At 65.1% G+C, this 21,958-nt stretch carries 25 protein-coding genes; 17 read left to right on the plus strand and 8 right to left on the minus strand.

The features are described 5' to 3' along the window. The first annotated feature begins 85 nt into the window (after positions 1–85). Positions 86–799 (plus strand): hypothetical protein, encoded by a 714-nt coding sequence (locus tag KF733_09120; protein QYK55164.1) that lies wholly within the window; start codon positions 86–88, stop codon positions 797–799. 101 nt (positions 800–900) lie between these two features. Here KF733_09120 and KF733_09125 read toward each other — a convergent pair whose 3' ends face one another. Beyond that, the gene (locus KF733_09125) at positions 901–1,434 is read right to left on the minus strand and encodes a hypothetical protein (GenBank protein QYK55165.1); all 534 of its coding nucleotides are present in this window, start codon (positions 1,432–1,434) and stop codon (positions 901–903) included. Positions 1,435–1,629: 195 nt separating this feature from the next. Between KF733_09125 and KF733_09130 the strand changes: the two genes are divergently transcribed. Together KF733_09130 and KF733_09135 are read left to right on the plus strand one after the other, a co-directional pair. Beyond that, positions 1,630–3,216: a choice-of-anchor B family protein gene (locus KF733_09130; GenBank protein ID QYK55166.1), complete on the plus strand. Its 1,587-nt coding sequence runs from the start codon at positions 1,630–1,632 to the stop codon at positions 3,214–3,216. A 129-nt stretch (positions 3,217–3,345) separates the two neighbouring features. Then, entirely contained in the window at positions 3,346–3,630 is a 285-nt protein-coding gene (locus KF733_09135) for a hypothetical protein (protein QYK55167.1), read from the plus strand. 45 nt (positions 3,631–3,675) lie between these two features. Here the strand turns inward: KF733_09135 and KF733_09140 are convergent, their stop codons facing one another. After that, positions 3,676–4,386, minus strand: coding sequence for a hypothetical protein (locus tag KF733_09140; protein QYK55168.1), 711 nt, complete (start codon positions 4,384–4,386; stop codon positions 3,676–3,678). A 106-nt stretch (positions 4,387–4,492) separates the two neighbouring features. Here KF733_09140 and KF733_09145 point away from each other — a divergent pair, with 106 nt between their 5' ends. From KF733_09145 to KF733_09155, 3 genes are read left to right on the plus strand one after another with little or no spacing between them, the layout of a single operon-like run. After that, positions 4,493–4,948 carry a hypothetical protein gene (locus KF733_09145; protein ID QYK55169.1) on the plus strand — a complete coding sequence of 152 codons (456 nt, stop codon included), beginning with the start codon at positions 4,493–4,495 and terminating at the stop codon, positions 4,946–4,948. Positions 4,949–4,972: 24 nt separating this feature from the next. Beyond that, complete coding sequence (locus KF733_09150) at positions 4,973–5,170, plus strand: hypothetical protein (protein ID QYK55170.1); 198 nt, start codon at positions 4,973–4,975, stop codon at positions 5,168–5,170. A 55-nt stretch (positions 5,171–5,225) separates the two neighbouring features. Then, positions 5,226–6,374, plus strand: a complete 1,149-nt coding sequence (locus KF733_09155) for a 2-isopropylmalate synthase (protein ID QYK55171.1) — start codon at positions 5,226–5,228, stop codon at positions 6,372–6,374. 74 nt (positions 6,375–6,448) lie between these two features. Here KF733_09155 and KF733_09160 read toward each other — a convergent pair whose 3' ends face one another. Beyond that, positions 6,449–8,818 (minus strand): hypothetical protein, encoded by a 2,370-nt coding sequence (locus tag KF733_09160; protein QYK55172.1) that lies wholly within the window; start codon positions 8,816–8,818, stop codon positions 6,449–6,451. A 117-nt stretch (positions 8,819–8,935) separates the two neighbouring features. Between KF733_09160 and KF733_09165 the strand changes: the two genes are divergently transcribed. From KF733_09165 to KF733_09190, 6 genes are all read left to right on the plus strand, one after another. Further along, a complete protein-coding gene (locus KF733_09165) occupies positions 8,936–9,385 on the plus strand; it encodes a hypothetical protein (GenBank protein ID QYK55173.1) in 450 nt (149 codons plus the stop codon). Positions 9,386–9,410: 25 nt separating this feature from the next. After that, complete coding sequence (locus KF733_09170) at positions 9,411–10,295, plus strand: carbon-nitrogen hydrolase family protein (GenBank protein QYK55174.1); 885 nt, start codon at positions 9,411–9,413, stop codon at positions 10,293–10,295. An 8-nt stretch (positions 10,296–10,303) separates the two neighbouring features. Beyond that, the gene (locus KF733_09175) at positions 10,304–11,008 is read left to right on the plus strand and encodes a hypothetical protein (GenBank protein ID QYK55175.1); all 705 of its coding nucleotides are present in this window, start codon (positions 10,304–10,306) and stop codon (positions 11,006–11,008) included. 108 nt (positions 11,009–11,116) lie between these two features. Beyond that, positions 11,117–11,656: a PEP-CTERM sorting domain-containing protein gene (locus KF733_09180; protein QYK55176.1), complete on the plus strand. Its 540-nt coding sequence runs from the start codon at positions 11,117–11,119 to the stop codon at positions 11,654–11,656. A 73-nt stretch (positions 11,657–11,729) separates the two neighbouring features. After that, on the plus strand, positions 11,730–11,945 hold the full coding sequence (locus KF733_09185) for a hypothetical protein (protein ID QYK55177.1): 216 nt from the start codon (positions 11,730–11,732) through the stop codon (positions 11,943–11,945). Continuing rightward, positions 11,935–12,813 carry a hypothetical protein gene (locus KF733_09190; GenBank protein QYK55178.1) on the plus strand — a complete coding sequence of 293 codons (879 nt, stop codon included), beginning with the start codon at positions 11,935–11,937 and terminating at the stop codon, positions 12,811–12,813. Before KF733_09185 ends, KF733_09190 begins: the two co-directional genes overlap by 11 nt. Here the strand turns inward: KF733_09190 and KF733_09195 are convergent. The 5 genes from KF733_09195 to KF733_09215 are packed head-to-tail and all read right to left on the minus strand — an operon-like array spanning position 12,788 to position 17,568. After that, complete coding sequence (locus KF733_09195) at positions 12,788–13,525, minus strand: dihydrodipicolinate synthase family protein (GenBank protein QYK55179.1); 738 nt, start codon at positions 13,523–13,525, stop codon at positions 12,788–12,790. The genes KF733_09190 and KF733_09195 overlap by 26 nt on opposite strands. Continuing rightward, complete coding sequence (locus KF733_09200; protein ID QYK55180.1) at positions 13,522–14,253, minus strand: class I SAM-dependent methyltransferase; 732 nt, start codon at positions 14,251–14,253, stop codon at positions 13,522–13,524. The genes KF733_09195 and KF733_09200 overlap by 4 nt, the downstream gene beginning before the upstream one ends. An 11-nt stretch (positions 14,254–14,264) precedes the next feature. Continuing rightward, positions 14,265–15,521 carry a hypothetical protein gene (locus KF733_09205; protein QYK55181.1) on the minus strand — a complete coding sequence of 419 codons (1,257 nt, stop codon included), beginning with the start codon at positions 15,519–15,521 and terminating at the stop codon, positions 14,265–14,267. Positions 15,522–15,561: 40 nt separating this feature from the next. Further along, positions 15,562–16,134 (minus strand): 50S ribosomal protein L9, encoded by a 573-nt coding sequence (rplI, locus tag KF733_09210; protein ID QYK55182.1) that lies wholly within the window; start codon positions 16,132–16,134, stop codon positions 15,562–15,564. Positions 16,135–16,164: 30 nt separating this feature from the next. Further along, complete coding sequence (locus KF733_09215) at positions 16,165–17,568, minus strand: MCE family protein (protein QYK55183.1); 1,404 nt, start codon at positions 17,566–17,568, stop codon at positions 16,165–16,167. 75 nt (positions 17,569–17,643) lie between these two features. Between KF733_09215 and KF733_09220 the strand changes: the two genes are divergently transcribed. The 5 genes from KF733_09220 to KF733_09240 are packed head-to-tail and all read left to right on the plus strand — an operon-like array spanning position 17,644 to position 21,958. Beyond that, positions 17,644–18,102 (plus strand): arsenate reductase ArsC, encoded by a 459-nt coding sequence (locus KF733_09220; protein QYK55184.1) that lies wholly within the window; start codon positions 17,644–17,646, stop codon positions 18,100–18,102. Next, positions 18,099–19,163: a TlpA family protein disulfide reductase gene (locus KF733_09225; GenBank protein ID QYK55185.1), complete on the plus strand. Its 1,065-nt coding sequence runs from the start codon at positions 18,099–18,101 to the stop codon at positions 19,161–19,163. The genes KF733_09220 and KF733_09225 overlap by 4 nt, the downstream gene beginning before the upstream one ends. A 31-nt stretch (positions 19,164–19,194) precedes the next feature. After that, a complete protein-coding gene (locus KF733_09230; GenBank protein ID QYK55186.1) occupies positions 19,195–19,839 on the plus strand; it encodes a class II aldolase/adducin family protein in 645 nt (214 codons plus the stop codon). Next, positions 19,836–21,092, plus strand: coding sequence for a histidine--tRNA ligase (gene hisS / locus KF733_09235; protein QYK55187.1), 1,257 nt, complete (start codon positions 19,836–19,838; stop codon positions 21,090–21,092). The genes KF733_09230 and hisS overlap by 4 nt, the downstream gene beginning before the upstream one ends. Next, positions 21,071–21,958 (plus strand): hypothetical protein, encoded by an 888-nt coding sequence (locus KF733_09240; protein ID QYK55188.1) that lies wholly within the window; start codon positions 21,071–21,073, stop codon positions 21,956–21,958. Before hisS ends, KF733_09240 begins: the two co-directional genes overlap by 22 nt.

A 21,958-nucleotide genomic window follows, 5' to 3' on the forward strand; every position in this document is an offset into this window, starting at 1 on the left:
ACCGAAGTACGGAATGAGGCTCGTGAGGGCCTCTGGGTGGCTGTGTTCCGCTTTGCGGGGGTGGGCGCTGGGGGCGAAAGAGCACATGGCAAAGATCGCTTACAGCGCACTCGTCGAAGAAGTACGAGGCAAGATCGGCACAATCGTCTTTTCGGCCGCCGAGGTCGGGCCGACGGTGAGAATCAAGGCATCCGTGAAGAACCCGAAGACGAACGGACAGCGGGCGATCCGCAGTTATCTGTCCAAGGCCGCGAAGACCTTTGAGAACATGACGAGCCAGCAGGCGGCCGCATGGAACGCCTTTGGCAAGACCCAGCAGCGGAGCAACCCGGTGACGGGCGAAAGCTACACGCTGAGCGGGATCAGCGCGTTTGTGGAGCTGGCGGTCAAGTTCTTGCAGATCGCGCCGAACGGGTCGCTTCCGCTGGCCCCTCCGACTACGGACTTCACGGGCGACACCATCACGGTCTCGGCCACGGCGGGGACGGGGCAGATCACCTTCACGGGCAGCGGGCCGAACTCGCTGGGCGTGACGACCGAGTTCCTCATCCAGCGGCTGCCCAGCCGCAACCGGAGGCCGAACCCTGAAGGCTATGCTTCCGCGGGGTTCAAGGTGCTGGCCACCAACAACCTGGACTTCGTCGCGACGGTGCCGGCGGGCTTCTATGCCGTGGGCTACCGCTTCGTGCGCACGGGCACGGGCCAGGCGACCGATATCGTGACCCTCCCGCTGCAGACGGTCGCGCTCTCGGTCGAAGACTCGGGCCAGGTTCCGAGCACCAAGAAGAAGGCGGCCTAAGAGGCGCGCGCTTCGGGACCCAGGGCCTGGTCGGCGACGGCCAGGCCCTTGACTTTCGCGGGGGAAAGGGGCTGAGGACCTGCCCCTGGAGAGGCGGCCGCTCACCAGTTAGGGAGCTCGCAGCAGTGGGTGCGGACGTCTTCGGCGGCCGAGGGCGGAGGCATATCCGAGGGCGGGGCCACGGCGCGGACTAAGGCCACCTGTCCCGCGTGGTAGGCGTCGTGCAAGGTCACGGTCTGGACGATCCGCCATACCGGCCACCGCTGCCCGGAGAAGTGGGGCGCCTCGGCCCGCAACCCTTCCCCATCGAGGTGCGCCCACGAGTCCAACCAGTAGCGGTGCGCTTCGGCCAGGTAGGTCCGGGCAGTCTCCCAGGTCTTCTCGGCGGCCTCCAACTCGTCCGCGATGTCGCGCCAGCGCAGCTCGCCGCCCCGGAAGGCGATGCTGCCGAACGCCTTCTTGCCCCCCGCCACGTGGAGGACGATCCCGTGGACTGAGCCGTCTGTGTTCAGCCACTCCTCGGGCCGCAGCGGGGGGAGCCCCCAAGCCTGGGGTTGGGCCAGGCCCTCGCATGCGCGGGCCAGCTGCCCGAAGGCGTCCGCCGCCGCCTCTCGCAACACCTCGACCGTAGTCACAGGCGCACCTTACCGCGCCGGCGCGACCGCGGCATCGGCGCCGCACAAGGACTAGTCCCTTGAGAGGTCCGCACCAAGCGCTTCCGTTCAAGCGAAGAAATCGTTAGAGAGGGATTTTGAACTCCCTGCATTTTTATGGGACTCTTCCGGGCAGATGAACTTTTCAGGCCCCTGGAGCGCACAATACAGCCTGCCATGGCTCCAACCCGCCTTTTCTTGCTGTTGGCCACTCTAGCGGTGTCCGCAGGCTCCGCCCTAGCTCAGTACCAGTTTGACAAGATCCGACTGATCCGCCAGTTCACGCTCTCCGAGTTGCAAGCGGGTAGCGGCAACACGTGCTGGGGCTATGTAAGCCCGAGCGGCCGTGAGTACGTGTTGATGGGCACGGACCGCAACACGACGATCGTGGAGGTCACGAACAACGAGAACCCGACGATCGTCACCCGCGTGGCCCACTCCAGCGGCGGGATCTGGTCCGACATCAAGACTTACCGCAACGCGATGTACGTCGGCACCGAGAATTCGGGCAGCGGCATCCAGGTCATCGACCTGAGCAACATTGACAACGGGGTCGCGACCCTGGTCCGCACCATCTCGAACCCGGGCCGCACGCACACGCTCCACGTCGACCAGACGAGCGGCTTCCTTTACGCCTGTGGCGCGAACGAAGGCAGCGGGACCACCATGTGCTGGGACCTTACCAATCCGCTGAACCCCGTGCGCGTCGGGCAGAACAGCCTCACCAACGTCTATCAGCACGAGACGCAGGTCCACACCTACACCAGCGGGCGATATGCAGGCAAGCAGATCTTCTTCGGCGGCGGCGAGGGCCGCGGCCTTGAGATCTGGGACGTGACGAACAAGAACGCCGTCACCCTGATTCGACGCGTCTCCTACCCCTTCGTCGGCTATTGCCACCAAGGCTGGTTGAGCCCGGACTTGAAGTACTTCTACGTCAACGACGAGTTCGACGAGTCTAACGGGTTGCCGACCGTGCGGACCCTTGTGTTCGACGTTAGCGTGCTTGAGACGGCCGACCTCGTCGCCACCTACTCCAACAACCGCCCGACGATCGACCACAACCTTTACAACAAGAACAACTTCATCTTCCACTCGAACTACACGAGCGGCTTTTGGATCTTCGACGCGAACGACAACCCCTTGAACCCGCGGCTCTGCGGCTTCTTCGATACCTATCCGAACGGCGATCCTAAGCAGTACGCGGGCAGCTGGGGCAACTATCCGTTCTTGCCGAGCGGCGTCTGCGCGATCAGCGACATGCAGCGCGGCCTCTTCATCGTGGACGTGACCGAGGCGACCCAGGTCAAGCGGGACACCACGGCGTTCCGCATCTTCCGGGGTCGGAACGTGGGCGGCGACCTCCCCGACTTGCTCGTCGAGGACGGCAATGTCCTCCGAATCGGCAAGGGCGTCGTCCCGAACCAATCCGAGCCTCCGATCAACGTGGAGTTCGATGCGGACGGCCGCTGGGAGGACATCAGCCGTCTCCGCGTCACCGTGCGGCACAGCGTCAGCACCTCCGGGCTGACCCAAGCCATCGAAGCGTTCGATTGGGTCGCTAATAGCTGGGTCACTCTGCAGACCGGCCCTGCGCCGACGACGCCGACGACGCTCACCGCAATCGCTCCCAATCCGGACCGGTTCGTGCAGGCGGGCAACAAGACGGTCCGCACCCGCCTGACCGTAAAGCAGACCGGCCCGACCAGCGCGAGCGACTGGACGAGCAGCATCGACCTGGCGAACGTCACGATCAATCCGTAAGTGCACTGGGGGCCTTGGATTCGGCTACGGCCGATTCAGGGCCCTTTCTGCGCTCGGCCGTCCATTCGCACTGCCGCAAAGGGCCCCCTTTTCACACTATTCTTGCAAGGGATCTCGTTCCATGTAGGCATGAACACAGGTTCTATGACTTCGAAACTGGAAGACTCTCCGCAGACGGAACCCCGCGCGGAGCATCGCGAGGGGCCCCTGGCCCGAACGATCGAAAAGCAGACGGCGAAGTTGCCGTCCGACACGTTCCTTTGGGCCGCGCTCGGCGCCATGGGTGTTTCTCTCTTCCTCGAAATGAGCAAGAAAAAAGACACCGCGAACTTCATCGGCCAATGGGCGCCCACGCTCCTGATCTTTGGCCTCTATAACAAGCTTGTCAAGCTCGCGGGCTCAGACGGACGCTGAGCTGGCCCTACCGCTCAAGGGAGCCGTCAACCCGGCTCCCCCTTTCTATTGGATCGTGATTCCCGCCTTTCCTGGCGCGGGTATCGGCCCGGCACCGGTCCGCACCGACCAATGCGACCACTCAAGCCGAGCCTGGGCGGAGGTCGTGTTGTCACCGACGAAGAGCACGTTGGGGATGATGTAGGGGTTCGGGAAGCCCGCAAACGCGGTGTAGTCTCGACGCGGCCCTCCCAAGACGTAAGCTCCGTCGACAAAGAGCGTGTACGAGCCGCCGAAGAAGTGCAGCGTGCACCTTCGCAGGTTCGCCCGGCCCAGTCCGAACGCAGTTGTATTAAGCAGGGCCTCTTCCGCATGGACGAATAAGGGGGAGTCGTCTTGCGCCCACACGCGATCCGGCCAAAACGAGAGTTCCAGCCCTTTCTTGTCCTGGCCGATCACGATGACCGCGAGACCGGCGCGGTCGTAGGAGACGTGCGTCTCGGAGACCAGCCGAACGTCGAAGGTGACGCTGTACCCCTTCGCCGCGTCCAATGGAGCGAGGCTGACGTTGATCCACCCGGCTTGGCCCACGAGAGCGGCCGTGGTGTCGAGAGTGGTCTTCTGGCTGCCGTTGGGCGGGGTCACGACGCCACCAGTCCCGGCGTAGCCCCAGACCCAGGGAGATTGGCTAGGCAGAACGTTCGACGCGCCGTCATAGAGCACGGTGGCGAAGGAGACGGCAGGAAGCACAAGCAAGGCAAAAGCAACGGGTCGCACACTCTAAGTGTTACACGCGAATTCGGGACCTGGCGCAAAACCGGTTCTTTGCCCGGGGCCCGTGGCGGCCTATATCGGGTGCTGCCCCCGTCCTGCATAGTTAGGAATGGCTTCCCTCCTCGCCCCGATCGAAGTGGTGCTCCCGCCCCGAAGCGTCCTGCTCGAAGGGGAGGATATGGACGAGCGCACCAGGGCCGTCCTTTGGCTGTTGCTGGAGGCTGCTCCAGGCGCGGGCGTCCCTTTCTCCCCTGAACCGACCGCCTGCCCCAATTGCGCCGCGCCGTGCCTCAGTTCACGGAGCCCCTATTGCAGCGAGGGTTGCAAGGAAGAAGCGGCCTTCGTCCGGCAGTTGCGCTCCGCGATCGCAAGCGGCGCGGTGCGCGACCCGGAACGCCAAGCGGCCCTCGGCCAAAAACTTTGGCACCTCCTCGGGGGCGGATACCCCCGCCGGCTCGCGATCGCCCCGCCCCGCGCCATCGCCCAGGCCATCAAGCGCGAGGACGGCAAGTGCCAGGTTTGCGGAGCCGCGGCGACGACGGTCGACCACACCGGCAGTGGGTGAAACCGCCCGATCAATCTGCGCGCCGTGTGCGCGCGGTGCACGGTGATCCGACCCTATGACGACGCAGATTTCCTGAGATCCGACCGGGTCGCGTCAAAGCTGGCCGATCTGGCGGCGCGCCTCTCGGCCGAAGGCTGCCTGCGAGCCTCGGACGACCCCGACGCTTGGGATTGGCGCGCTTTCCTGGCGCTGCGCCAGGCGCGGATAAGAGGTCTGGGCTAACCCCTTTCGCCAAACTTTTGCTGGCACGCTCACCGCGAGCCCGTATAATAGACGGATGGCTGACCAGGTGTACGTCTTCGACACCACCCTCCGCGACGGCGAGCAGAGCCCCGGGGTGAGGCTCGACATGGCGCAGAAGCTGGAGATCGGACGAGCGCTGGTGGAGCTCGGCGTGAACGTCATCGAGGCCGGGTTCCCGATCAGTTCCCCTGGCGACTTCGAGAGCGTGAGCACGCTTTCCAGGGAACTCAAGGGCGTCACCGTATGCGGTCTGACCCGCGCCCGGGAGAAGGACATCGAAGTGGCGGCGGAGGCGCTCAAGCCGGCGGAGCGGCCGCGCATCCACACGGGCCTCGGGGTGAGCGACAACCACCTTGAGTTCAAACTCAAGATGTCGCGAGAGCAGGCGCTGGAAACGGGCGTCAAGGCCGTGAAGCTGGCCCGTAACTTCGTGGACGACGTCGAGTACTTCATGGAAGACTCTGGCCGGGCCGACCGCGAGTACGTGTACCGCGTCGTCGAAGCGGTGATCGCCGCGGGCGCGACCGTCGTGAACGTGCCGGACACCACCGGCTACACGACACCGGACGAATACCAAAACCTTTTCGCGGGGATCATTGCGAACGTTCCGAACAGTGACAAAGCCGTCTTCAGCTGCCACTGCCATAACGATCTCGGCATGGCGACAGCGAACACCCTTGGCGGGGTCCTCGGGGGCGCCCGCCAGGTCGAAGTGACGGTGAACGGCATCGGCGAACGCGCGGGCAACACCTCGCTGGAAGAGGTCGTCATGGCCCTCCAGATCCGGAAGGACAAGTTTGGGCTGGAGACTTCGATCGACAGCAAGCAGTTGCTTAACATCTCTCGGTTGGTTTCTCGCCACACGGGCATGATCGTGCAACGCAACAAGGCCGTGGTCGGGGCGAACGCCTATGCCCACTCCAGCGGCATCCACCAAGACGGCGTCTTGAAGGAGCGCTCGACCTACGAGATCATCGCGCCTGAACTGGTCGGCGCGGAAAAAAGCGAGATCATTTTGACCGCGCGCTCGGGCCGGCACGGCCTTCGCCACCGTCTGGGCGAGCTCGGCTTCAACTTCCCGGAGGAGCGGTTTGAGTCGCTTTACGAGAAGTTTCTGGTCATGGCGGACACCAAGAGCGAGGTCGACGACGCCGACCTCCGCGAGCTCGTCGAAGCGCGCTAGCCCCCGTTCCTAAAAAAGAAACCGGGCCGGTCGATTTCTCGACCGGCCCTTTTGCTATGCGAGCGGAGCGTTCCTTATGGAGTGAACTGCCACTCGGCGTAGTCGGTTCGGTTGCACCACAGGTTGACGCTGGCCGGACCCGTTTGGCGGATCTGGTAGCGCGCTCGGACGGCGTTGCCCGCACCAATGTAGCGGCCGATGCTGCCGGTCGCGTTGAGGGTGACCTCCTGGAAGGTCGTGGTCCACGTGTCGTTTCGGAAGTCGGTCACGTCGAACGCGTTCGTCACGAAGTTGAACATGTCGAGCCGCTGCGAGAACGAACCCGTATTAACCATGGCACCTCGGATCAGGAAGCTCAGCGCAGAGGCAGAGCTACCCGGAGCGGTCCCGTTGATCTCGACCTGGACGGGCGGGACCACGAGGTTCGGGACGATGAACTTGCAGACCACGAGGTAGTTCGTGTCGCGAGCCCGGATGCTGTTCACGTTGCCGCTCTGCTGACGGCCAAGCCGGACCGTGATCGACGACGGCAATGCCCGGTCCTTAACGATCAGGCGAGCCGAGCGGGTCGCCGTGGCGCCGCCATCGCAGTTCGTGAAGACCACGTTGCTGTTGTAGATGCCATAGGCGAGGGTGTTCGCATTGGCCGTGGTCGCGACGTTCACGTTACGGGAGCTACCAGGGTACTGGATGCCTCCGTTCGGCGTTGCGCTGAGCCAAGTGGGGGTGCTGGCTTCCCACGCGAAGCCGACTTGGCCGCTCGCGTGGTTCACCGAATAGTTGGTAGAGTTGTTGAACTCGCCGCGGAACGCGGTGAAGGTCAGGCCCGTTCCCGGAGTGACGGACATCACGCCCGGGGCAACGCCCGCCGAGACGGTGGATCCGACCCGGGTCGCCCAGCTAGAAGAGCCGCCGACGTACTGGTGGTAGAACCAAAGTTTCTGGCTCGGGGCGCTATTGTTAAAATCGCCCCAGTCGAGGTCTCCGGCAAAGTAGTCGCCCCAACGTTGGACGCCGCTGGTGCCGTAGTTGGAGGTCGACTGGAAGTGCAGGGAGCTGGAGTTAGGAAAGCCACTCGGCTCATAGTTGACGTAGCGGGCTTGCTGCTGCAGCGAGGTGCCGCTGCGGGAGAAGGCCCACACGCAGGTGCCGTTGTAGTTGACAGCGGGGCTGGCGAACCAAGAGCTCGTGCCGCTGGCCCAGAAGTTCCAGGACCAGTTGACGCTTCCGGCCGGGTTGAGGTTCAGCAGGAATGCGCTGGCGTTGCCAGGCTCAGAAGGATTGTCCCGAGTGAGCGAGGTGAACAGCTGCCACGTGCTATTGGCACTTACGAGGGTCGCCGGCATCAGACGGCTGTCGATCGTGTCCAACAGGCTGGAGTTGGGCTGGCGCGCATCCGGAGGAGCGGCGTAGGTGCCGACCGTGATGTCGCGCTTCGCGATCGTGTGGGCGCCGAGCGGGTCGGTGATGTCCCAAACGGTGACCTTGTCACCGCCTCCAGCGCGCGAGTTGACGAACTGCGCACCGCCGAAGTAGACGTTCAGGTGGCGGACCGCGCGCGGCCCGAAGCAGGTCGAGCCGTCCGGGTTGGTGAGGCCGGTGTCCTTGATGGTGAACGCCGTCTGAGCGTTGTAGATCTCGGTCGGGTTCCACGTGTAGAAGCACGCTGTCTGGAAGCCGCCGGAATACCGGAACTGGTTGCCGGAGGCGTAGACGGTGCTGGAACCGTAGCCGAGGTCTGCATAGTCGCACCAGGCGAGCGTGGAACCGCTGCCCGTGTTCGAGTTGAACCGGTACCACCACCAGTTGCCCTCAGGGTTGTTGTCGTCACTAACCTGGAGCACCAAGCGTGAATCCTGGGCCGCGTCGTTTCGGTAGTGCCACATGACCAGCCAGCGGCCGCGCCACGGATCGTAGGCGACCTTCGGGTCGAAGTAGAACCCGCCCGGATCACCGAGGAAGTCGCCGGCGTTGACGGCGTAGATCTGGTTGCCGCACTTGTCATAGATCGCCCAGCGCGCGTTGACGGCGACGACGACATGGCTCGGGCCGACCGACATCGCCGGGTCCGGAGGACTCAGGTTCGTCTGGCCAATGCCATTGAAGTTGCCAAGCAGGGCTTCCGCTTGGATGTTGACTCCAGACTGGTCAGGCGGGTTGGTGAAGACGGCGGGGCCGGTGAGTTTCAGGCGCGGACCCTTCCAGCCCGTCTCCTCGTTCGGCTCAAAGACCGGAGTCGGCGTGGTGGGGTGGAAATCAAAGGTCGAACCGAAGGTCGGTTTGACTCCCTTAAGGCCCTTGATCAGTTTTGGATCCCATTCGGTCCTTCCCGTTTGGATTGCAGGTTCTCCCGCTCTCGGGGGAGTTTGTGTGCTCGGCGTTTGTGCGAGCACTGCGTGCGCGGCAAGAATTGCCAGCGTCGCAGATAGCAGGCGAAGCTTCATTTGAATTTTCCTTTCGTGGCCGCAAAATCGGCCACTGTATATACTATGCTATTTGCGCCTTAAGGCCCAGGACGGAACTTTCGGAAAGGCTCAGCCCTCGTGTTGCATAATCGGCTGGTGAATCCGCAAGAAGCGGCTGATAGCCTTGCTCGCCTGATGGAGGAGTTTGGCTTAGAACAAGCCAAATGGAAGGCTGACGAGTGGACGGTCGAGTTCGACCGGCGGCCCGAGAAGGCGCGCGCGCCCATCGCCATGGTCGCGGGCGAAGCCCATTCTGAACAACTCGAGGAGGAGTTCGAGCCCTATGAAACGCCCGTGTCCGCGGGCCGCAAGGTGGAAAGCCCCACGACCGGCGTCTTCTATGCCGCCCCCAGCCCCGGTTCCCCGCCTTTCGTGAAGGAGGGCGAGGACGTGGCCGCGGGCCAAGTGATCGGCCTGATCGAGGCGATGAAGGTCTTCAACGAGGTCACGACCCCCTTCTCCGGCAAAGTCCTGAAGGTCGTCGCCCAAAGCGGGCAGCTCGTCTATCCAGGGGACGCCCTCTTGATGCTCGAGGACGCGGTTTGACCCCCCGTCTAACGTCTTGAGTGGAATGCGACTGGCTTGCGTGCAGTGCGACCTGGAGTTCGACTCTCCCGCCAAGAACGCGGCGTTCTGTGCCGAAAAAGTCCGGGCCTTGGCCGCTGACGAGAGTTGCGACTTTTTCGTCTTCCCCGAAGCCTTCCTTACGGGCTACTGCGTGGCAAGCGCGGACGAGGCCCTTCAGATCGCACTCCCCTTCGAGACCGACGCGGGCGGTGACCTTTGCTCCGGGCACGACAGCCTCGCCACCCTTATCGCTGCGGCAAGAGAGACCAAGACGTACCTGGTGTGCGGATTCATCGGCTTAGAGAGCGAGCGGCTCTACAACTGCGCCCTCTTTGCCCGGCCGGACGGGACGGCGGGGATCTACCGGAAGACGCACCTCCCCGTCCTTGGGGCGGACCGGTTCATGACTGCTGGCCGGGAGTTGCCCGTCTTCGAGACGCCCTTCGGCCGGGTCGGCACGCTGATCTGCTTTGACCAACGCTTGCCCGAGCCCACCCGGGCCCTCGCGCTTCGCGGCGCCGACCTCGTGGTCCTCCCCACGAACTGGCCGGTCGGGGCCGAGGTCGCGGCCACCCACATCTCGATCGCCCGCGCCGCCGAGAACCGCATCTTCTTTGCCTCCTGCAACCGGGTCGGCCAAGAGAAGGGCTTCACCTTCATCGGGCAAAGCGGGGTCTACGGCCTTGACGGCACGACCCTCGCCAAGGCCGGCCGGGAAGCCGAAGACCTGATCGTCGACCTTGACCTTTCGCTCGCCCGACAGAAGCGGCGCATCGTCGTCCCCGGCGAATATGAGACGGACGCCTTTGGCGCGCGACAACCAGAACTCTACGGGATCTTGGGCGAGACCGCGGCCGAATCCGGCGCGACGAGGCCCCAGGGGAACTAGAATCGCCTATGGCATCGCACCGGGAGATTTTCAGCGAGAGTGAAGCGGGCGAGATCGTCCAGCGCGCCGTCGAGCTTCAGGAAACGACGCGCGCCCAAGAGTACACGCCCGGGGTCACCCGCGAAGAGCTCGCGAAGATCGCGTCCGAAGTGGGCATTGACATGGACTACCTGGAGCAAGCCATCCGCGAGCGCTTCAATCCGCCCGCCAAGAAGGGGCTCGGCAGCGTCTTCCCGCAGCCGGTCGAGCGCGTCACCGAGGGCGAGCTGCACCCCGAAGACTACGACCTCCTGGCCGAAGAACTGCCGACCCGGGCCTCGCAGGCGCCCCCTTCCCAGGTCGGACGCACGCTTTCGGCAAAGGTCATGTCCGGGCTCACTATGGCGGACGTCTCCATCACCGCGCGCAACGGCCGCACCCGGGTCAAGGTCAGCCCGTTGCCGATCTTGCCCCTGATCTTCGGCGGCCAGATGGCCCTGATCGGCACGATCGTCGGCTCTTCGATGATCGCCGAGAACGGGCCTCTCGCGGTGGGCGTGGCCGTTATCGCCGCCGGCTTGGCCGGGGGGCTCTCCCTTGGGCTCTACGGTCTGCGCCAGGCGAAGTCGGTCGCCCAACGACTTGCCGAGAAGCTCATCCGCAGGATCGACGAGGAAGCGACCCGCAAGGCCGTCGAGGAAGCGGAGAAAGCCAAAGAGGCGCCCTCATCATAAGAGGAGCGAGTCACGCATTTTCTCGACTTTCTGCCTCACTGAGATGTAGAATGACCTTGGCTTGCAGCTCCACTAGGCGTTGCAGCTTGATTCAGAGAGGTATCCAAAATGAAAAACCTGTCTCTCGTAGTCTTTGCGGCCCTTGGTGCCGCTTCTAACGCCCAGAACCTCGTCGGCACCTACACTTGGAGTGCCAACGGCCACACCTATTCCCTTTACGAGACGCCCGGCGGCATGTCCTACCTTGACGCGACGGCTTTCGCCGAAGCGCAGGGGGGCTATCTGGCGACCCTCGTCACCGAGGACGAAAACCGTGAGGTCGTCGGCTCCTTCAGCAACTTTCCCACGACCTGCTACCTCGGCGGGTTCCAGCCGGAAGGCGAGACCGATCCCAACGCGAACTGGCAGTGGGTGACGGGCGAGGCGTGGTCCTTCTCGAACTGGAACGCCGGCGAACCGAACGACTTCGGCGGGCCGGGCCAGGAGCAGTACCTGCAAGTCTATGCGGACGGCACCTGGAACGACATCTCAAACGACTACCCTGGCTTTAACGTCGGCTTCATGGTCGAGACGGTTCCGGAGCCCGTCACGATCCTGGCCGCCGCCCTGGGCGGGGCGGCCCTCCTCACGCGCAAGCGCCGAGGCTGAACGGCCCGGCCCCTCCCTATTGCAGCTGGATGTGAGCGAATGGGGAGGGGCGGAACGTCAATAATAACGTTCCATGTCCCGCGACAACCCTTCTGGACTCAAGCGCGAGGAATTGTCATGGGCGCTCACCAAGCCCCGCTTAGTCGCCGCGGCGTGCCGCTCTGACTCCTGCCTGCTCTGTCGGGGCACGGGTGTGGACTCATCTGGCCTCTGCGGCGGCTGCACGATCCTGCTCACAGACGAGGAGCTGCGGCTTGTCGAGCGATGGAGGGCCGGGATTGGGCCCTAGCGCCTTTGGCTGGGGGATCTTCCTCGGGTTCGTCCTCGCCTTCGTCGGCGTCCTTCTCTGGCGCGTAGTCGTGGGCCGGCGGCAGCAGGGCTATCTCGCCGTCACCGAGTATTGGATCTATGGGTCGGCCGAGCGGCTGCCCGCCATCGAAAAGATCATGGACCGCATGGTCGCCGCCAACCCCCACAACCGTCCGGGATTGCCCAGCATCGGCGCCCGGGAGGGCATGCTCTTCAGCGACCTCCGGCTGCACATGGCCGTCGCCCAGCGGGAGCGCAATCCCTTCGCCTTCCGCCCCGACCTCTTCGAAGAAGGGGTCGTTCCGAGCGCGGAGGCCCTTCAGGCCCTCGCGAAGTCCACGAGTCTGGTGAAGCTGCGCTACGCCAGCCGCGAGCCCTTGCGCGACGACCGGCACCTGCAGTTCATGCCGCACCTGGCCGACACCTTGGCCGACTTGACGAACGGCCTGGCCGTGTTCGACTCCATCCTGGAATCGCTGCAGCTGGCCCCCGATTTTCGCGCCCAACTGGAGCGCGACAACCGAGCGGCCCGTCCCGAACTCCATCTGCGCGTGGTCTGGGGAAACGGGGAGAGCGGCTATCGAGGCGAGACGCGCGGCCTGCGCAAGATCGGCAAGCGCGAACTTCGCAGCCTGCCCCAAGAGGCCGACCACGAAGTCCTGATCAAGGCCGTGCTCGCTGCCGCCGCCGAGAAGATCTTCCGCAAGCCTGACTCGGAATGGCCGCTCGAAGTGCTTGCCGCCTCGGACGCCTTCCGGCTCGAGATCGCCGGCTCAGAGGACGGCTTCTCCCTGGTCCGCATCCTCCGCCTCCAACCCGAGGCTAGCCCGCCGTCAGGAGCGCCGTGATCATCTCCCTCGCCTGTCCGACGGGTGCCTGGGTCGGGCCCCGGTGAGGGCCGCACTCCTGGCCCAGCTCCTTGAGGACCAACCTCGCGACGCGGTGCGTTCCGCTCTGCGAGAACGTCGCGCGGATTCGGAGTTGGAGCTTCGCCCAACTCTCGACGAATGCTGCCATCCGCTCCAAGCCGAAGACGGCCAGGGGCGAGACGGTGCCCTCTGGCAAGCGGACTTCCTCGGTCGTCGCGTGCTTATAGACGACGGGCTCGATCACGATATGGCTCTCCAACTGGCCGTGGTTTTCGTTCGCCTTGCCGATAAAGGCGGTCGGCAGGTTCCCGTGGCGGTTCACCGAGCGGATCAGGGAATCGATCTCTCCCTCCGAGTGGCCGCCAAACCACGGCGCCCCATAAACGGCGCCGCGCGCCCCGTGCCGTTCGGCGCTCTGGCAGAGGTCGATCACCGCCGCCGTCGTCATGGCGGTCGCGTCGACATAGACGGGCATGCCACGAGCCTCGCGCATCGTCCATTCGAGCATTTGCTTGCGCTCGCTGAGCGAGAGCGACCAGGGTTCCCCTGCCGAGCTCCCGACGAGGAAGCCCGCCGCGCCTAGCTCGGCATAGAAGCGGACGAGGCGTGCGACCCGCACCTCGCTCAGCGAAGTCGAATCGTCCGTGAACGGCGTGACGAGCGGAACGATGAGCTTTTCGGGGAGTGTCACTTTGGCTTCCTCGCGAGAAGGGTCAGTTCAGCGAGATGGAAGAAGTCGTGCCCCGGGGCAAGGTAGTCGCGGAACGCCCCCGTTGACTCGGCGATCATGGCGGTCACGCTTCGCCGCTCCTCCGGTGCGACGCTCATCCGTTCGAGCCATTCCGTCAGGGCTATCCGCTTCGGAACGACGGTGGCCGATTCGACCCGCAGGCCCGCATTCTCCGAAAGAGAGCGCCACTTTGCCAGCGTCAGGTTCCTTCGGTGGCTCGGGTCGCGCCGTCGCTCCAGCTCGTCCAGAAGCCCGTCCGCCTCTTCATCGTCCGCCCCGATCGTGTCAACGAGGAGAAAGACCCCGCCCGGGGCGAGCACCCGCACCGATTCCCGGAGGAAGGCAGCGACGTCGTCAAAGTGGTGGGCGGCGGTGCGGCTTGTGACGTAGTCAAACGCCCCGTTTCGGAAGGGCGCGCGTTCGGCGGCAGCCAGAACAAGCGCCAGGTTCGCAACGCCCTGTTCTTGGGCTGTGCGCCCTGTCACGCGGAGCATCTGTGGGGTGAGGTCGCTCGCGACCACGCGCGTGACGTGCGGGGCGAAGGCAAGACCGGTGTGGCCCGTCCCGGTCCCCACGTCGAGCAACCAGCCTCCCGCAGGCTTCAACAGGTCGACCAGGGCGGCAAGCGCTGCAGCGTCCGCATGGACGCTGCTCGTCACGTACTTCTCGGCCTCGCGACCGAACTGCACCCTGGGATCTTTCACGACTGCCCGACGGGGATGTAAATGGTGCGCTTGACCTCGCGGTCGCCGATCTTGGCGGTAAAGGTGAGCGGATAAGTGCCCACCGTGTCGCCCGGAATGATGAGCTCGAGGGGAATCCGCTGGATGCCCTTGGGATGGTAGATGGTCAGGTTCGCGTCGGCGCCCCGGGTAACCGTCCATTCCTTCGGGATATCGAGTTTGAAGCGGCCGTTCACGCTCCGGACCCCGTTCGAGCGGAGAGTGACCTTGCCCTTGACCAACCGTGCCTTGGGGTCAAGCGGGAGCGACTTGGGCAGATCGACGTCAAAGTCGATAAGTTCGGCCACCCGGAAGCTCGAACGAAGCACCGTCTCGCGCCCGTCCGCGCCGCGCAGGGTCGCCCGGACGACCCGGTAGCCGACCTGGGTTGTCGGCGAGAGCGGGGTCTCGTACACGTAGTTCGCCTTGCCCTTGGCGTTCCACTCGGGGAACGGGAGGCGGGCCGAGGTCAACGACTGGAGCACGGGGCCCTCCGCCCGGACTTCAATCTCGTTGAACCGGAAGTCCGCCTCCGACTGCCGGCGGAAGTCGAACGTCATCTTGAGCTTGTCCTCCACCGGGACGTGGCGGGCGACGTAGCCCGGCTTCCAAGAGAAACCGGTCGGCAACCCTTGGCCAAAGTCCACCTGCAGGTTGACGACAGCCACCTGACGCGGAATGTACGCTTCGCCGACTCCCTGGCCCGCGGGCACGGCGTCGATGCGCACACCGTAGTGGCGGCCGATCGCCGGGGCGACGGGCGCAGGCGGATCGTAGCGAGCCTCCAGAATCCAGCTGTCGCCGTGGGAGGTGCAGGCGAAGCGCAAAGATTCGCCCAGGATGCCTGAGGGCACCCACGTCGGCCCCGCCGGGTCCGAGGCGTCCAAGCGGCGGACGCTCACGACAGGTTGGCCGTTGCTCATGCCGACGCGGACCTCCACGTTGTCGTCGCCGACGAGCCAGCCATCGCCGCCCTCGTCTAGCGAAAGGAGGACGTCCTCACCTTCGGGGATGGTGGCACCCCAATAAACGGAACCTGGCTCCCACTGGAAGTAGGAGGCGCAGCCGCCGTCGTCCGAGAGGAAGTCCCACTCCTCCATGCCGATTTGGCCGTCGAGGGTGGGGGTCATGGCGAGCCGGACGGGCTGCTCGGTCTGGAAGACGCCGAAGCTATGGTCTGCCTTTCCAGGCACGACCGCGGCCGCCGCCAACGAAAGCAGGCAAAGGACGTTCATACCAGACAAGACTTTCTTGCCGGGCGGAAAGCGTCGCGACCTAGGCTTCTTCTTCCGGAGTCTCGGCCGCGTCGGCGGCTTCCGCCTCGACGGGGGCTTCGACCTTCGGCTTCGGGGCGTTCGCGGCGTCGGCCGCCGCCTTCGCCTTGGCGGCCGCGAGGGCCTCAGGGTCGAAGACGTGGACCGTCATCCGGATATCGACCAGGCGGTGGACGTCGAGGTCGACCGTGTGGTTTCCAAGCTGCTTGATCGGCTGGGCGAGGAGCACCACCTTCTTTTCGAAGTCGACGCCGAAGTTCGCCTTGATCGCGTCCGCAATGTCTTGGCTCGTGATGGCGCCGAACAGCTTCGTAGAGCCCTTGGCGACCTGGCCTTCAATCTCGAGGACTTTGCCGTGGAGCACGTCGCGGAGCTTCTCCGCGTCCGACTTCGTCTCGGCGAGCTTCGCCTCGAGCCGGGCGTTGCGGCGGTCGAGCACGCCCATCTGCGCCTTATCGGCCACGATGGCAATGCCCCGGGGGAAAAGATAGTTACGGGCAAAGCCGTCCTTCACATTGACGACCTGACCCTCTTTGCCGACTTTCGGCACCGACTGCTTTAGAATAACCTTCATCGCCGCTCTCCCGAGCCCTCTTCCCGTTGCCTAGCGGCGGATCGTGACCCCGATCGCGGCTTTGTTGCCGCCGAACAGGTCTTCCACACCGCCCCAGCCCGAGATCCCGCCGCCAAAGTCGTAGCGGAGCCGGAGGTCAAGCCGAGGGTCGTTCAACCCATAGCCGTCCGCTCGCAATCCAATTTTGGGCGCGATCGCGTAATCTACCCCGAGTCCGGGCTTGCTTGCGTAAACTCCGTACCGAAGCCCCAGTGAAGTGCCGAACAACCGTTCCATTTGCAGGTTGATCCGGTTGGATTCGAAGGCGTCATAGAGCCCAGCCACCACGTTCTGCTCCCCGACCGGGAACCGGACGTTCAGGTCGCTCCGGAAGCGGCCCGGGTTCGATTCCCTCGTGAGCCCCGCCTCCACCTCGACCCCTTTGATCAGGCTGGAGCCCCGCTCGCTGATCCGGCCGACGGTCTGGTTGAACTTCTGGACCAAATCTTCCACGTCGTCCGCGATCTTGTTGGCCTTCTTCATCAAGGTGGCGGTCTCCTCGCTCACGGTGACGCCGTTCTTCGCCATGACCTCCGCGTCCGTGGCGATCCTGGCCCCGCTAGCGCTCATCTGCTGCACGTTCACCAAGGTCTCGTCGATGGAAGCCCTCATCTTGGGGTCGTTGGCGAAGGCCTGCAGGTCGCTGACCAGGCCCCGCCCCTGGGTCACGGCCGCGTTTAAATTATCCAGGAGGGCGCCGGCCTTCCCCTCCAGTTCCCCGCTGCTCACCATCCGGCGGACCTCTGCGCTGACCGCCTGCAGGTTCACCAGCATGCCCCGGGTTGTCGTAAGGAGGCTGGAGAACTGGGTCGAGTTTGCCGCGACGAGTCCGTCAACGCGCTGGGCCAGGTTCCCAAACTTCTTCGTCGTGTCGGTGACCTCCTTCATGAGGTTGGTCACGTCGCCCTTGAGCTCTTCGTCCTCGAGCAACCCTCGGATGGAGACGAGCGTCTTGTTGATCTCGAGCAGCGTTCCCTCGGCCCCGGGCGCGAGGCTGTCCAAGGGGTTGCCCAGCCTGCCCGGGATCGTGGCACCGGGCTGTAGATATTCGCCCAATTGCTCTGGCGGCGTGATCTCCAACCGCTGCTCTCCCAGGGCCACGAATGATCTCGGCAAGATAGCCACGCTGCCGACCGGGATCTTGTGGGCCTTCTCGATCGATAGCCTGGCCACTGCTTGGCCCGGTTTCGAGAGTTCGACAGTCTCAACCTTGCCGATCACCACGCCGGACATCATCACCAAGGATCCCGGAGTGAGGCCGCCCGCGTCGACGAACACCGCCGAATAGGGGGCGGTCGGCTTTGCGAAGATGCTGCGTTGGAGAAGGGCGAACGCCGCCACGAGCAGGCCGACGAACACCAGCACGAAAGCGCCTACCTTCCAAGCCGATGCCATCTGCGTATTCTAGCCGCCTCGCCAGATCGACCCCTTGAGGCGCGGGCGTGAAGGCCGGCTGGTACTCTCGCCGACATGCCCGAACCTTACCGCCTCCTCGTCATCTGCACCGGAAACCGGGCGCGCTCGCAAATGGCAGAGGGGTTCCTGCGGCATTACGCCAAGGGCCGGTTCGAAGTCTTGAGCGCGGGGACCTGGCCCAAGGGGGTCCACCCGATCGCGATAGAGGTGATGCAGGAAGTCGGCATCGACATTTCGAACCAGACTTCCGACCACGTGGCGGAATACCAGGACCGCAAGATCGACTGCGCGGTGACCGTCTGCGACGCGGCCAAGGAGGCCTGCCCCGTCTTCCCGAATGCGGTGAAAAAAGTCCACCACAGCTTCCCCGACCCGGACCAGCCAGGCAGCCACGAAGAGGTCCGCGCCCTCTTCCGCACCCTCCGCGACCAGATCGGCGAATGGGCCAAGGGCTTCGCCGAAGAGACCGCCGCGGAAATCGGCGCGGCTCCTGCCGCGTCAGAAGACGTATGACCCTCGCGGCCCTCGCCCTTCTCAGCCTCCGGCCCGACCTGAAGTTCGGGATGCCGGCCCCGCCCTTGCAACCGTTCGAGTGGGTCGGCGGGAGCGCGCCGAGCCTGGGCGCCAAGCCGCGCGTCGTCTTCTTTTGGGCGACTTGGTGCCCCTATTGCCGCCAGAGCCTGCCCGTTCTGCGCGGCTTGAAGGAACGCTATCGCGACCGAGTGGACTTTATCGCCCTCAATGTTAGGGACCAGGACAAGGAGTCCCCCGATTCCTCCGTTTATGTCAGTCGGATCTCCGCGTGGGTGAAATGGATGGGCCAGCTCTTCCCGTTCCAGACCGGGATCGACGGGCCGCGGAAGGAAGTCCAAGCGGCTTACCTTGACGCCTCGGGCTCCCAGGGCGTCCCGGCCGCTTTCGTGATGGATGCCGCTGGCACGTTCGTTTGGCGAGGGCATCCCATGGACCGTCTTGGCGAAGTTCTGGAACGCGTCCTGGCGGGCGCGTGGACGGCCACCGACGCCCTCGCCCGCGAGGCCGAGGAGAAGGGCGCAGACCAGCACGTGAAGGCGCTTGTGACGGAGGCGGGGAACGCCCTCGCCGAGGGCAAGCGGGAGAAGGCCGCGGCGATAGTCAAGGCAGGGGCGGAGACGGTGCCTGCCTGGTTGCAGAACGACTTCCGACTGGCTTGGCTGGACGCGCAAGTGGCCCAAGGTTCGCCCGCCGCTTGGAGCGACGCTCGGAGCCTGGTCGAAGGGCCCTTCGCCGAGAAGCCGGAGTACCTCTACCTGGTCGGGGTCACGATCCTTCGCGCGCCCGCGATCGCCAAAGATCCGGACTACGGGCTGGCCGCCAGGGCCCTGCACAAGTCGTTCGAGGCGAACGGCGGCTGGGACGCGCCGATGCTGGCCCAGGCGGCGGAAGCCGCCCATATGGCGAAGAATAAGGGGGACGCGGTCGCCTGGCAGAAGCGGGTTGTGCAGATCTACCGCGAGATGGGCGGCGCCGCCGACCCGCGCGAACTGCCGAAGGCGGAGCGTGCCCTCGCCCGATACGAGCAGGCGGGCGGCTAGCCCCGGCGTCCTTGCGGTCCATAATGCGGGCGTGAAGTCGGAGTTGCAGTTGCGCGCGGCCGTATGCGAGGTTGGGCGCCGGCTTTGGCAGCGAGGTTTGATCGGCGCGTGTGAAGGCAACCTCAGCGTCCGGCTGAGTCCCCAGCGCCTCCTCTGCACGCCCCGCGGGACCAGCAAGGGGCACCTGAAACCCGACGACCTCTGCGTGATCGACCTAAAGGGGCAGCCCGTGGGCGACAGCCCCGCGCCCAGCAGCGAGATCAAGCTGCACCTGGTCGCCTATGCCGTGCGTCCGGACTGCCAGGCCGTGGTCCACGCCCATCCCCCCGTCGCGACCGCCTTCACGCTTGCCGGTGAGACCATCCCGGACAACCTCCTCCCCGAAGCGGGCTACGTTCTGGGCAGCGTGGCTGACGTGCCCTTCGCCTTCCCCGGCACGGAGGAGGTGCCAGAGGCGATCCGCCCATACCTTGAAGACCACAAGACCTTTCTCTTGAGCCACCACGGGGCGGTCGTCCTTGGCCGGGACATCTACGACGCCTACGACCGCATGGAGACGCTTGAGCGCATCGCGACCGTGATCAAGCACGCGCGAGAACTGGGCGCGACACGCCCCATGCCTGAGGCCGCCTTCGACCGGCTGCTGGAAGTCGCCCTGAGCGGGAGGCTGGATTGAGGTTCCAGGCCCCGCGCGGGACGGAGGACACCCTTCCCTCCCAAGTCGCGGCTTGGCGCGCGGTCGAAGAGGCTTGGGCAGAGACCGTCAGGCTGTTCGGCTACGAAGAGGTCCGCACTCCCATCTTCGAGGACTACGAGCTCTTCGTGCGGTCCAGCGGCGAGACGAGCGACGTGGTCTCGAAGGAGATGTACGACTTCTTCGATAAGGGTGACCGGCACGTCGCCCTTAAGCCCGAGATGACCGCTCCCGTCGTCCGCGCGTTCTTGGAGCACTCGCTTGGGGCGGGTGGATTGCCCGTACGGCTCTATTACTGCGCGCCGATCTTTCGCTATGGCCGCCCCGGCAAGGGCAGGCTTCGCCAGTTCCACCAGGTGGGGCTTGAGCTCATCGGCTCCCCGACCCCCGAGGCGGACCTGGAGGTGATCGACGCCACCTATCGCTTTTATCGAGCAATCCAACTCAAGAAGGTGGAACTCCGCGTCAACAACATTGGCCGCTTCGAAGACCGCGCCCGCTATGGCGAGCAGATCCTCGCCCACATGGAGGGTTGGCTGCGCGACCAGAGCGAGGAAGACCGCGCCAAGGCCCAAAAGAACCCGATGCGCCTGCTCGACACCAAAGACCCGAACTGCCGCGCGGCCCTAGGCGGGGTCCCCGCCATCTCGGCTTTCCGGGGGCAGGCGAGCCAGCAGCACCACGCGCGCTTGGTCCAGTTGCTCGCGGAGTCGGGGATCCCCTTCGTCGAGGACGAAGGCATCGTCCGCGGGCTGGACTACTACACGGACACCGTGTTCGAAGTGGTCGCTCCCGAGCTCGGCGAAGGGCTCTCGCTTTGCGGGGGCGGTCGCTATGACACCCTGATCGAGCAGCTCGGCGGCCCGCCGACTCCCTCGGTGGGCGTCGCCCCCGGGGTGGAGCGTGCGCTGCTCGCCCTTGAGCTACAGGGAGTCGCCTTCAGGGCCGAGCCGCTCGCCTGTTACCTGGTCGCAGCGACCGACGCCGCACGTGAGGCGGTCCGGAAGTTGGCCGCTTCCTTGCGCGACGAACATGTCTCCTGCTCTCTGGACCTGGAGGGCAAAGGGATGAAGGCCCAGTTCAAGCAGGCCGACCGGTCTGGCGCGAGCTTTGCCGCGATCCTTGGCGACGACGAGTTGGCGGGCGGTTACGTCAGCCTCAAGGACCTCAAGACCGGCGAACAGCGCCAGGTCAAGAAGGAGGAGTTGGCCCGGTGCCTCTGCGACACGCATTAGCCCTGCTGGGCGGGACCGCCCTCGCCGCGCCGCTCGCGTTCCCCCAGGTGCCGAACCTCGCGCCCTTTGTCGAGCTGCACCCGACGTGGCAGGTGCGGACGGGCGCCCAAAACCGCTTCTCCTGGTACGACCCGATGGGACGCTACAGCATCGTCGGTGTCAGGATGATCCTGGAACCCGGTTACCGCGCCTACTTTGCGCAACGCCTGCAGAAGGTCGAAGGGTCGGGCGATCCCAGCGCGGTCGACGAGGCGTACATCGAGGACCGCGGCTATTGGCGGGTCGGCAAGCAGTACCTTCCCTTTGGCAGACGCCTCATCCTGCGCGAATCGGTGCTCGCCGCCAGGGGGGACACACGGTTAGTCTTCGACGACGCCCCGCTCAGCATCGCCTTTTGCGACGGAGGCAGCGGGCGGCCTCGGGGCGTCACGGGCCGCATTGGGCGCGAACTCGGTGTAAGTTTCGCCGCCGGCGACCATTTTGGGATCCAGCCGACTTCCCTCACCGCCGTCCAAAACCCCGAGGACGCGGCCGGATCGGGCCGGGGGCACAGCCTCATTCTGGGAGCGGACGTCTCCCTGCCGGTCGGGCCGAACCTCGTCACGGCCGAGTGGGCCGGCTTTCGCGAAGGCAAGGACGAGCGCGACCGGAACCGCGACGTCTCGGTGTTGGAGTTCCGCACCCGGACGCGCGGCACCGACTACGGCATCGGTCTCTCCTGGGCGCGGGACTGGACCGCCCAACGCGACTTCTACCGCCTGGAGGCGGAGCTGCTTGGGCAGGACCGGATCAACTATCTGCCCGCCATCCGATTTGAAGGGGCGCGCTTCCGGGACTTTTCCCTCTCGGTCGTCGTACGGTTCTAA

The sequence above is a fragment of the Fimbriimonadaceae bacterium genome, from assembly GCA_019454125.1.
GTDB lineage: Bacteria > Armatimonadota > Fimbriimonadia > Fimbriimonadales > Fimbriimonadaceae > JALHNM01.

Bases quoted from the DNA above. Each gene is read 5' to 3' on its own strand.
- KF733_09130 (QYK55166.1), top strand. From the start codon at position 1,630: ATGGCTCCAACCCGCCTTTTCTTGCTGTTGGCCACTCTAGCGGTGTCC.
- KF733_09220 (QYK55184.1), top strand. From the start codon at position 17,644: ATGCCCGAACCTTACCGCCTCCTCGTCATCTGCACCGGAAACCGGGCG.
- KF733_09205 (QYK55181.1), bottom strand. From the start codon at position 15,521: ATGAACGTCCTTTGCCTGCTTTCGTTGGCGGCGGCCGCGGTCGTGCCT.
- KF733_09170 (QYK55174.1), top strand. From the start codon at position 9,411: ATGCGACTGGCTTGCGTGCAGTGCGACCTGGAGTTCGACTCTCCCGCC.
- KF733_09215 (QYK55183.1), bottom strand. From the start codon at position 17,568: ATGGCATCGGCTTGGAAGGTAGGCGCTTTCGTGCTGGTGTTCGTCGGC.
- KF733_09225 (QYK55185.1), top strand. From the start codon at position 18,099: ATGACCCTCGCGGCCCTCGCCCTTCTCAGCCTCCGGCCCGACCTGAAG.
- KF733_09120 (QYK55164.1), top strand. From the start codon at position 86: ATGGCAAAGATCGCTTACAGCGCACTCGTCGAAGAAGTACGAGGCAAG.
- KF733_09155 (QYK55171.1), top strand. From the start codon at position 5,226: ATGGCTGACCAGGTGTACGTCTTCGACACCACCCTCCGCGACGGCGAG.
- KF733_09160 (QYK55172.1), bottom strand. From the start codon at position 8,818: ATGAAGCTTCGCCTGCTATCTGCGACGCTGGCAATTCTTGCCGCGCAC.
- KF733_09135 (QYK55167.1), top strand. From the start codon at position 3,346: ATGAACACAGGTTCTATGACTTCGAAACTGGAAGACTCTCCGCAGACG.
- KF733_09175 (QYK55175.1), top strand. From the start codon at position 10,304: ATGGCATCGCACCGGGAGATTTTCAGCGAGAGTGAAGCGGGCGAGATC.
- rplI (QYK55182.1), bottom strand. From the start codon at position 16,134: ATGAAGGTTATTCTAAAGCAGTCGGTGCCGAAAGTCGGCAAAGAGGGT.
- KF733_09185 (QYK55177.1), top strand. From the start codon at position 11,730: ATGTCCCGCGACAACCCTTCTGGACTCAAGCGCGAGGAATTGTCATGG.
- KF733_09145 (QYK55169.1), top strand. From the start codon at position 4,493: ATGGCTTCCCTCCTCGCCCCGATCGAAGTGGTGCTCCCGCCCCGAAGC.
- KF733_09180 (QYK55176.1), top strand. From the start codon at position 11,117: ATGAAAAACCTGTCTCTCGTAGTCTTTGCGGCCCTTGGTGCCGCTTCT.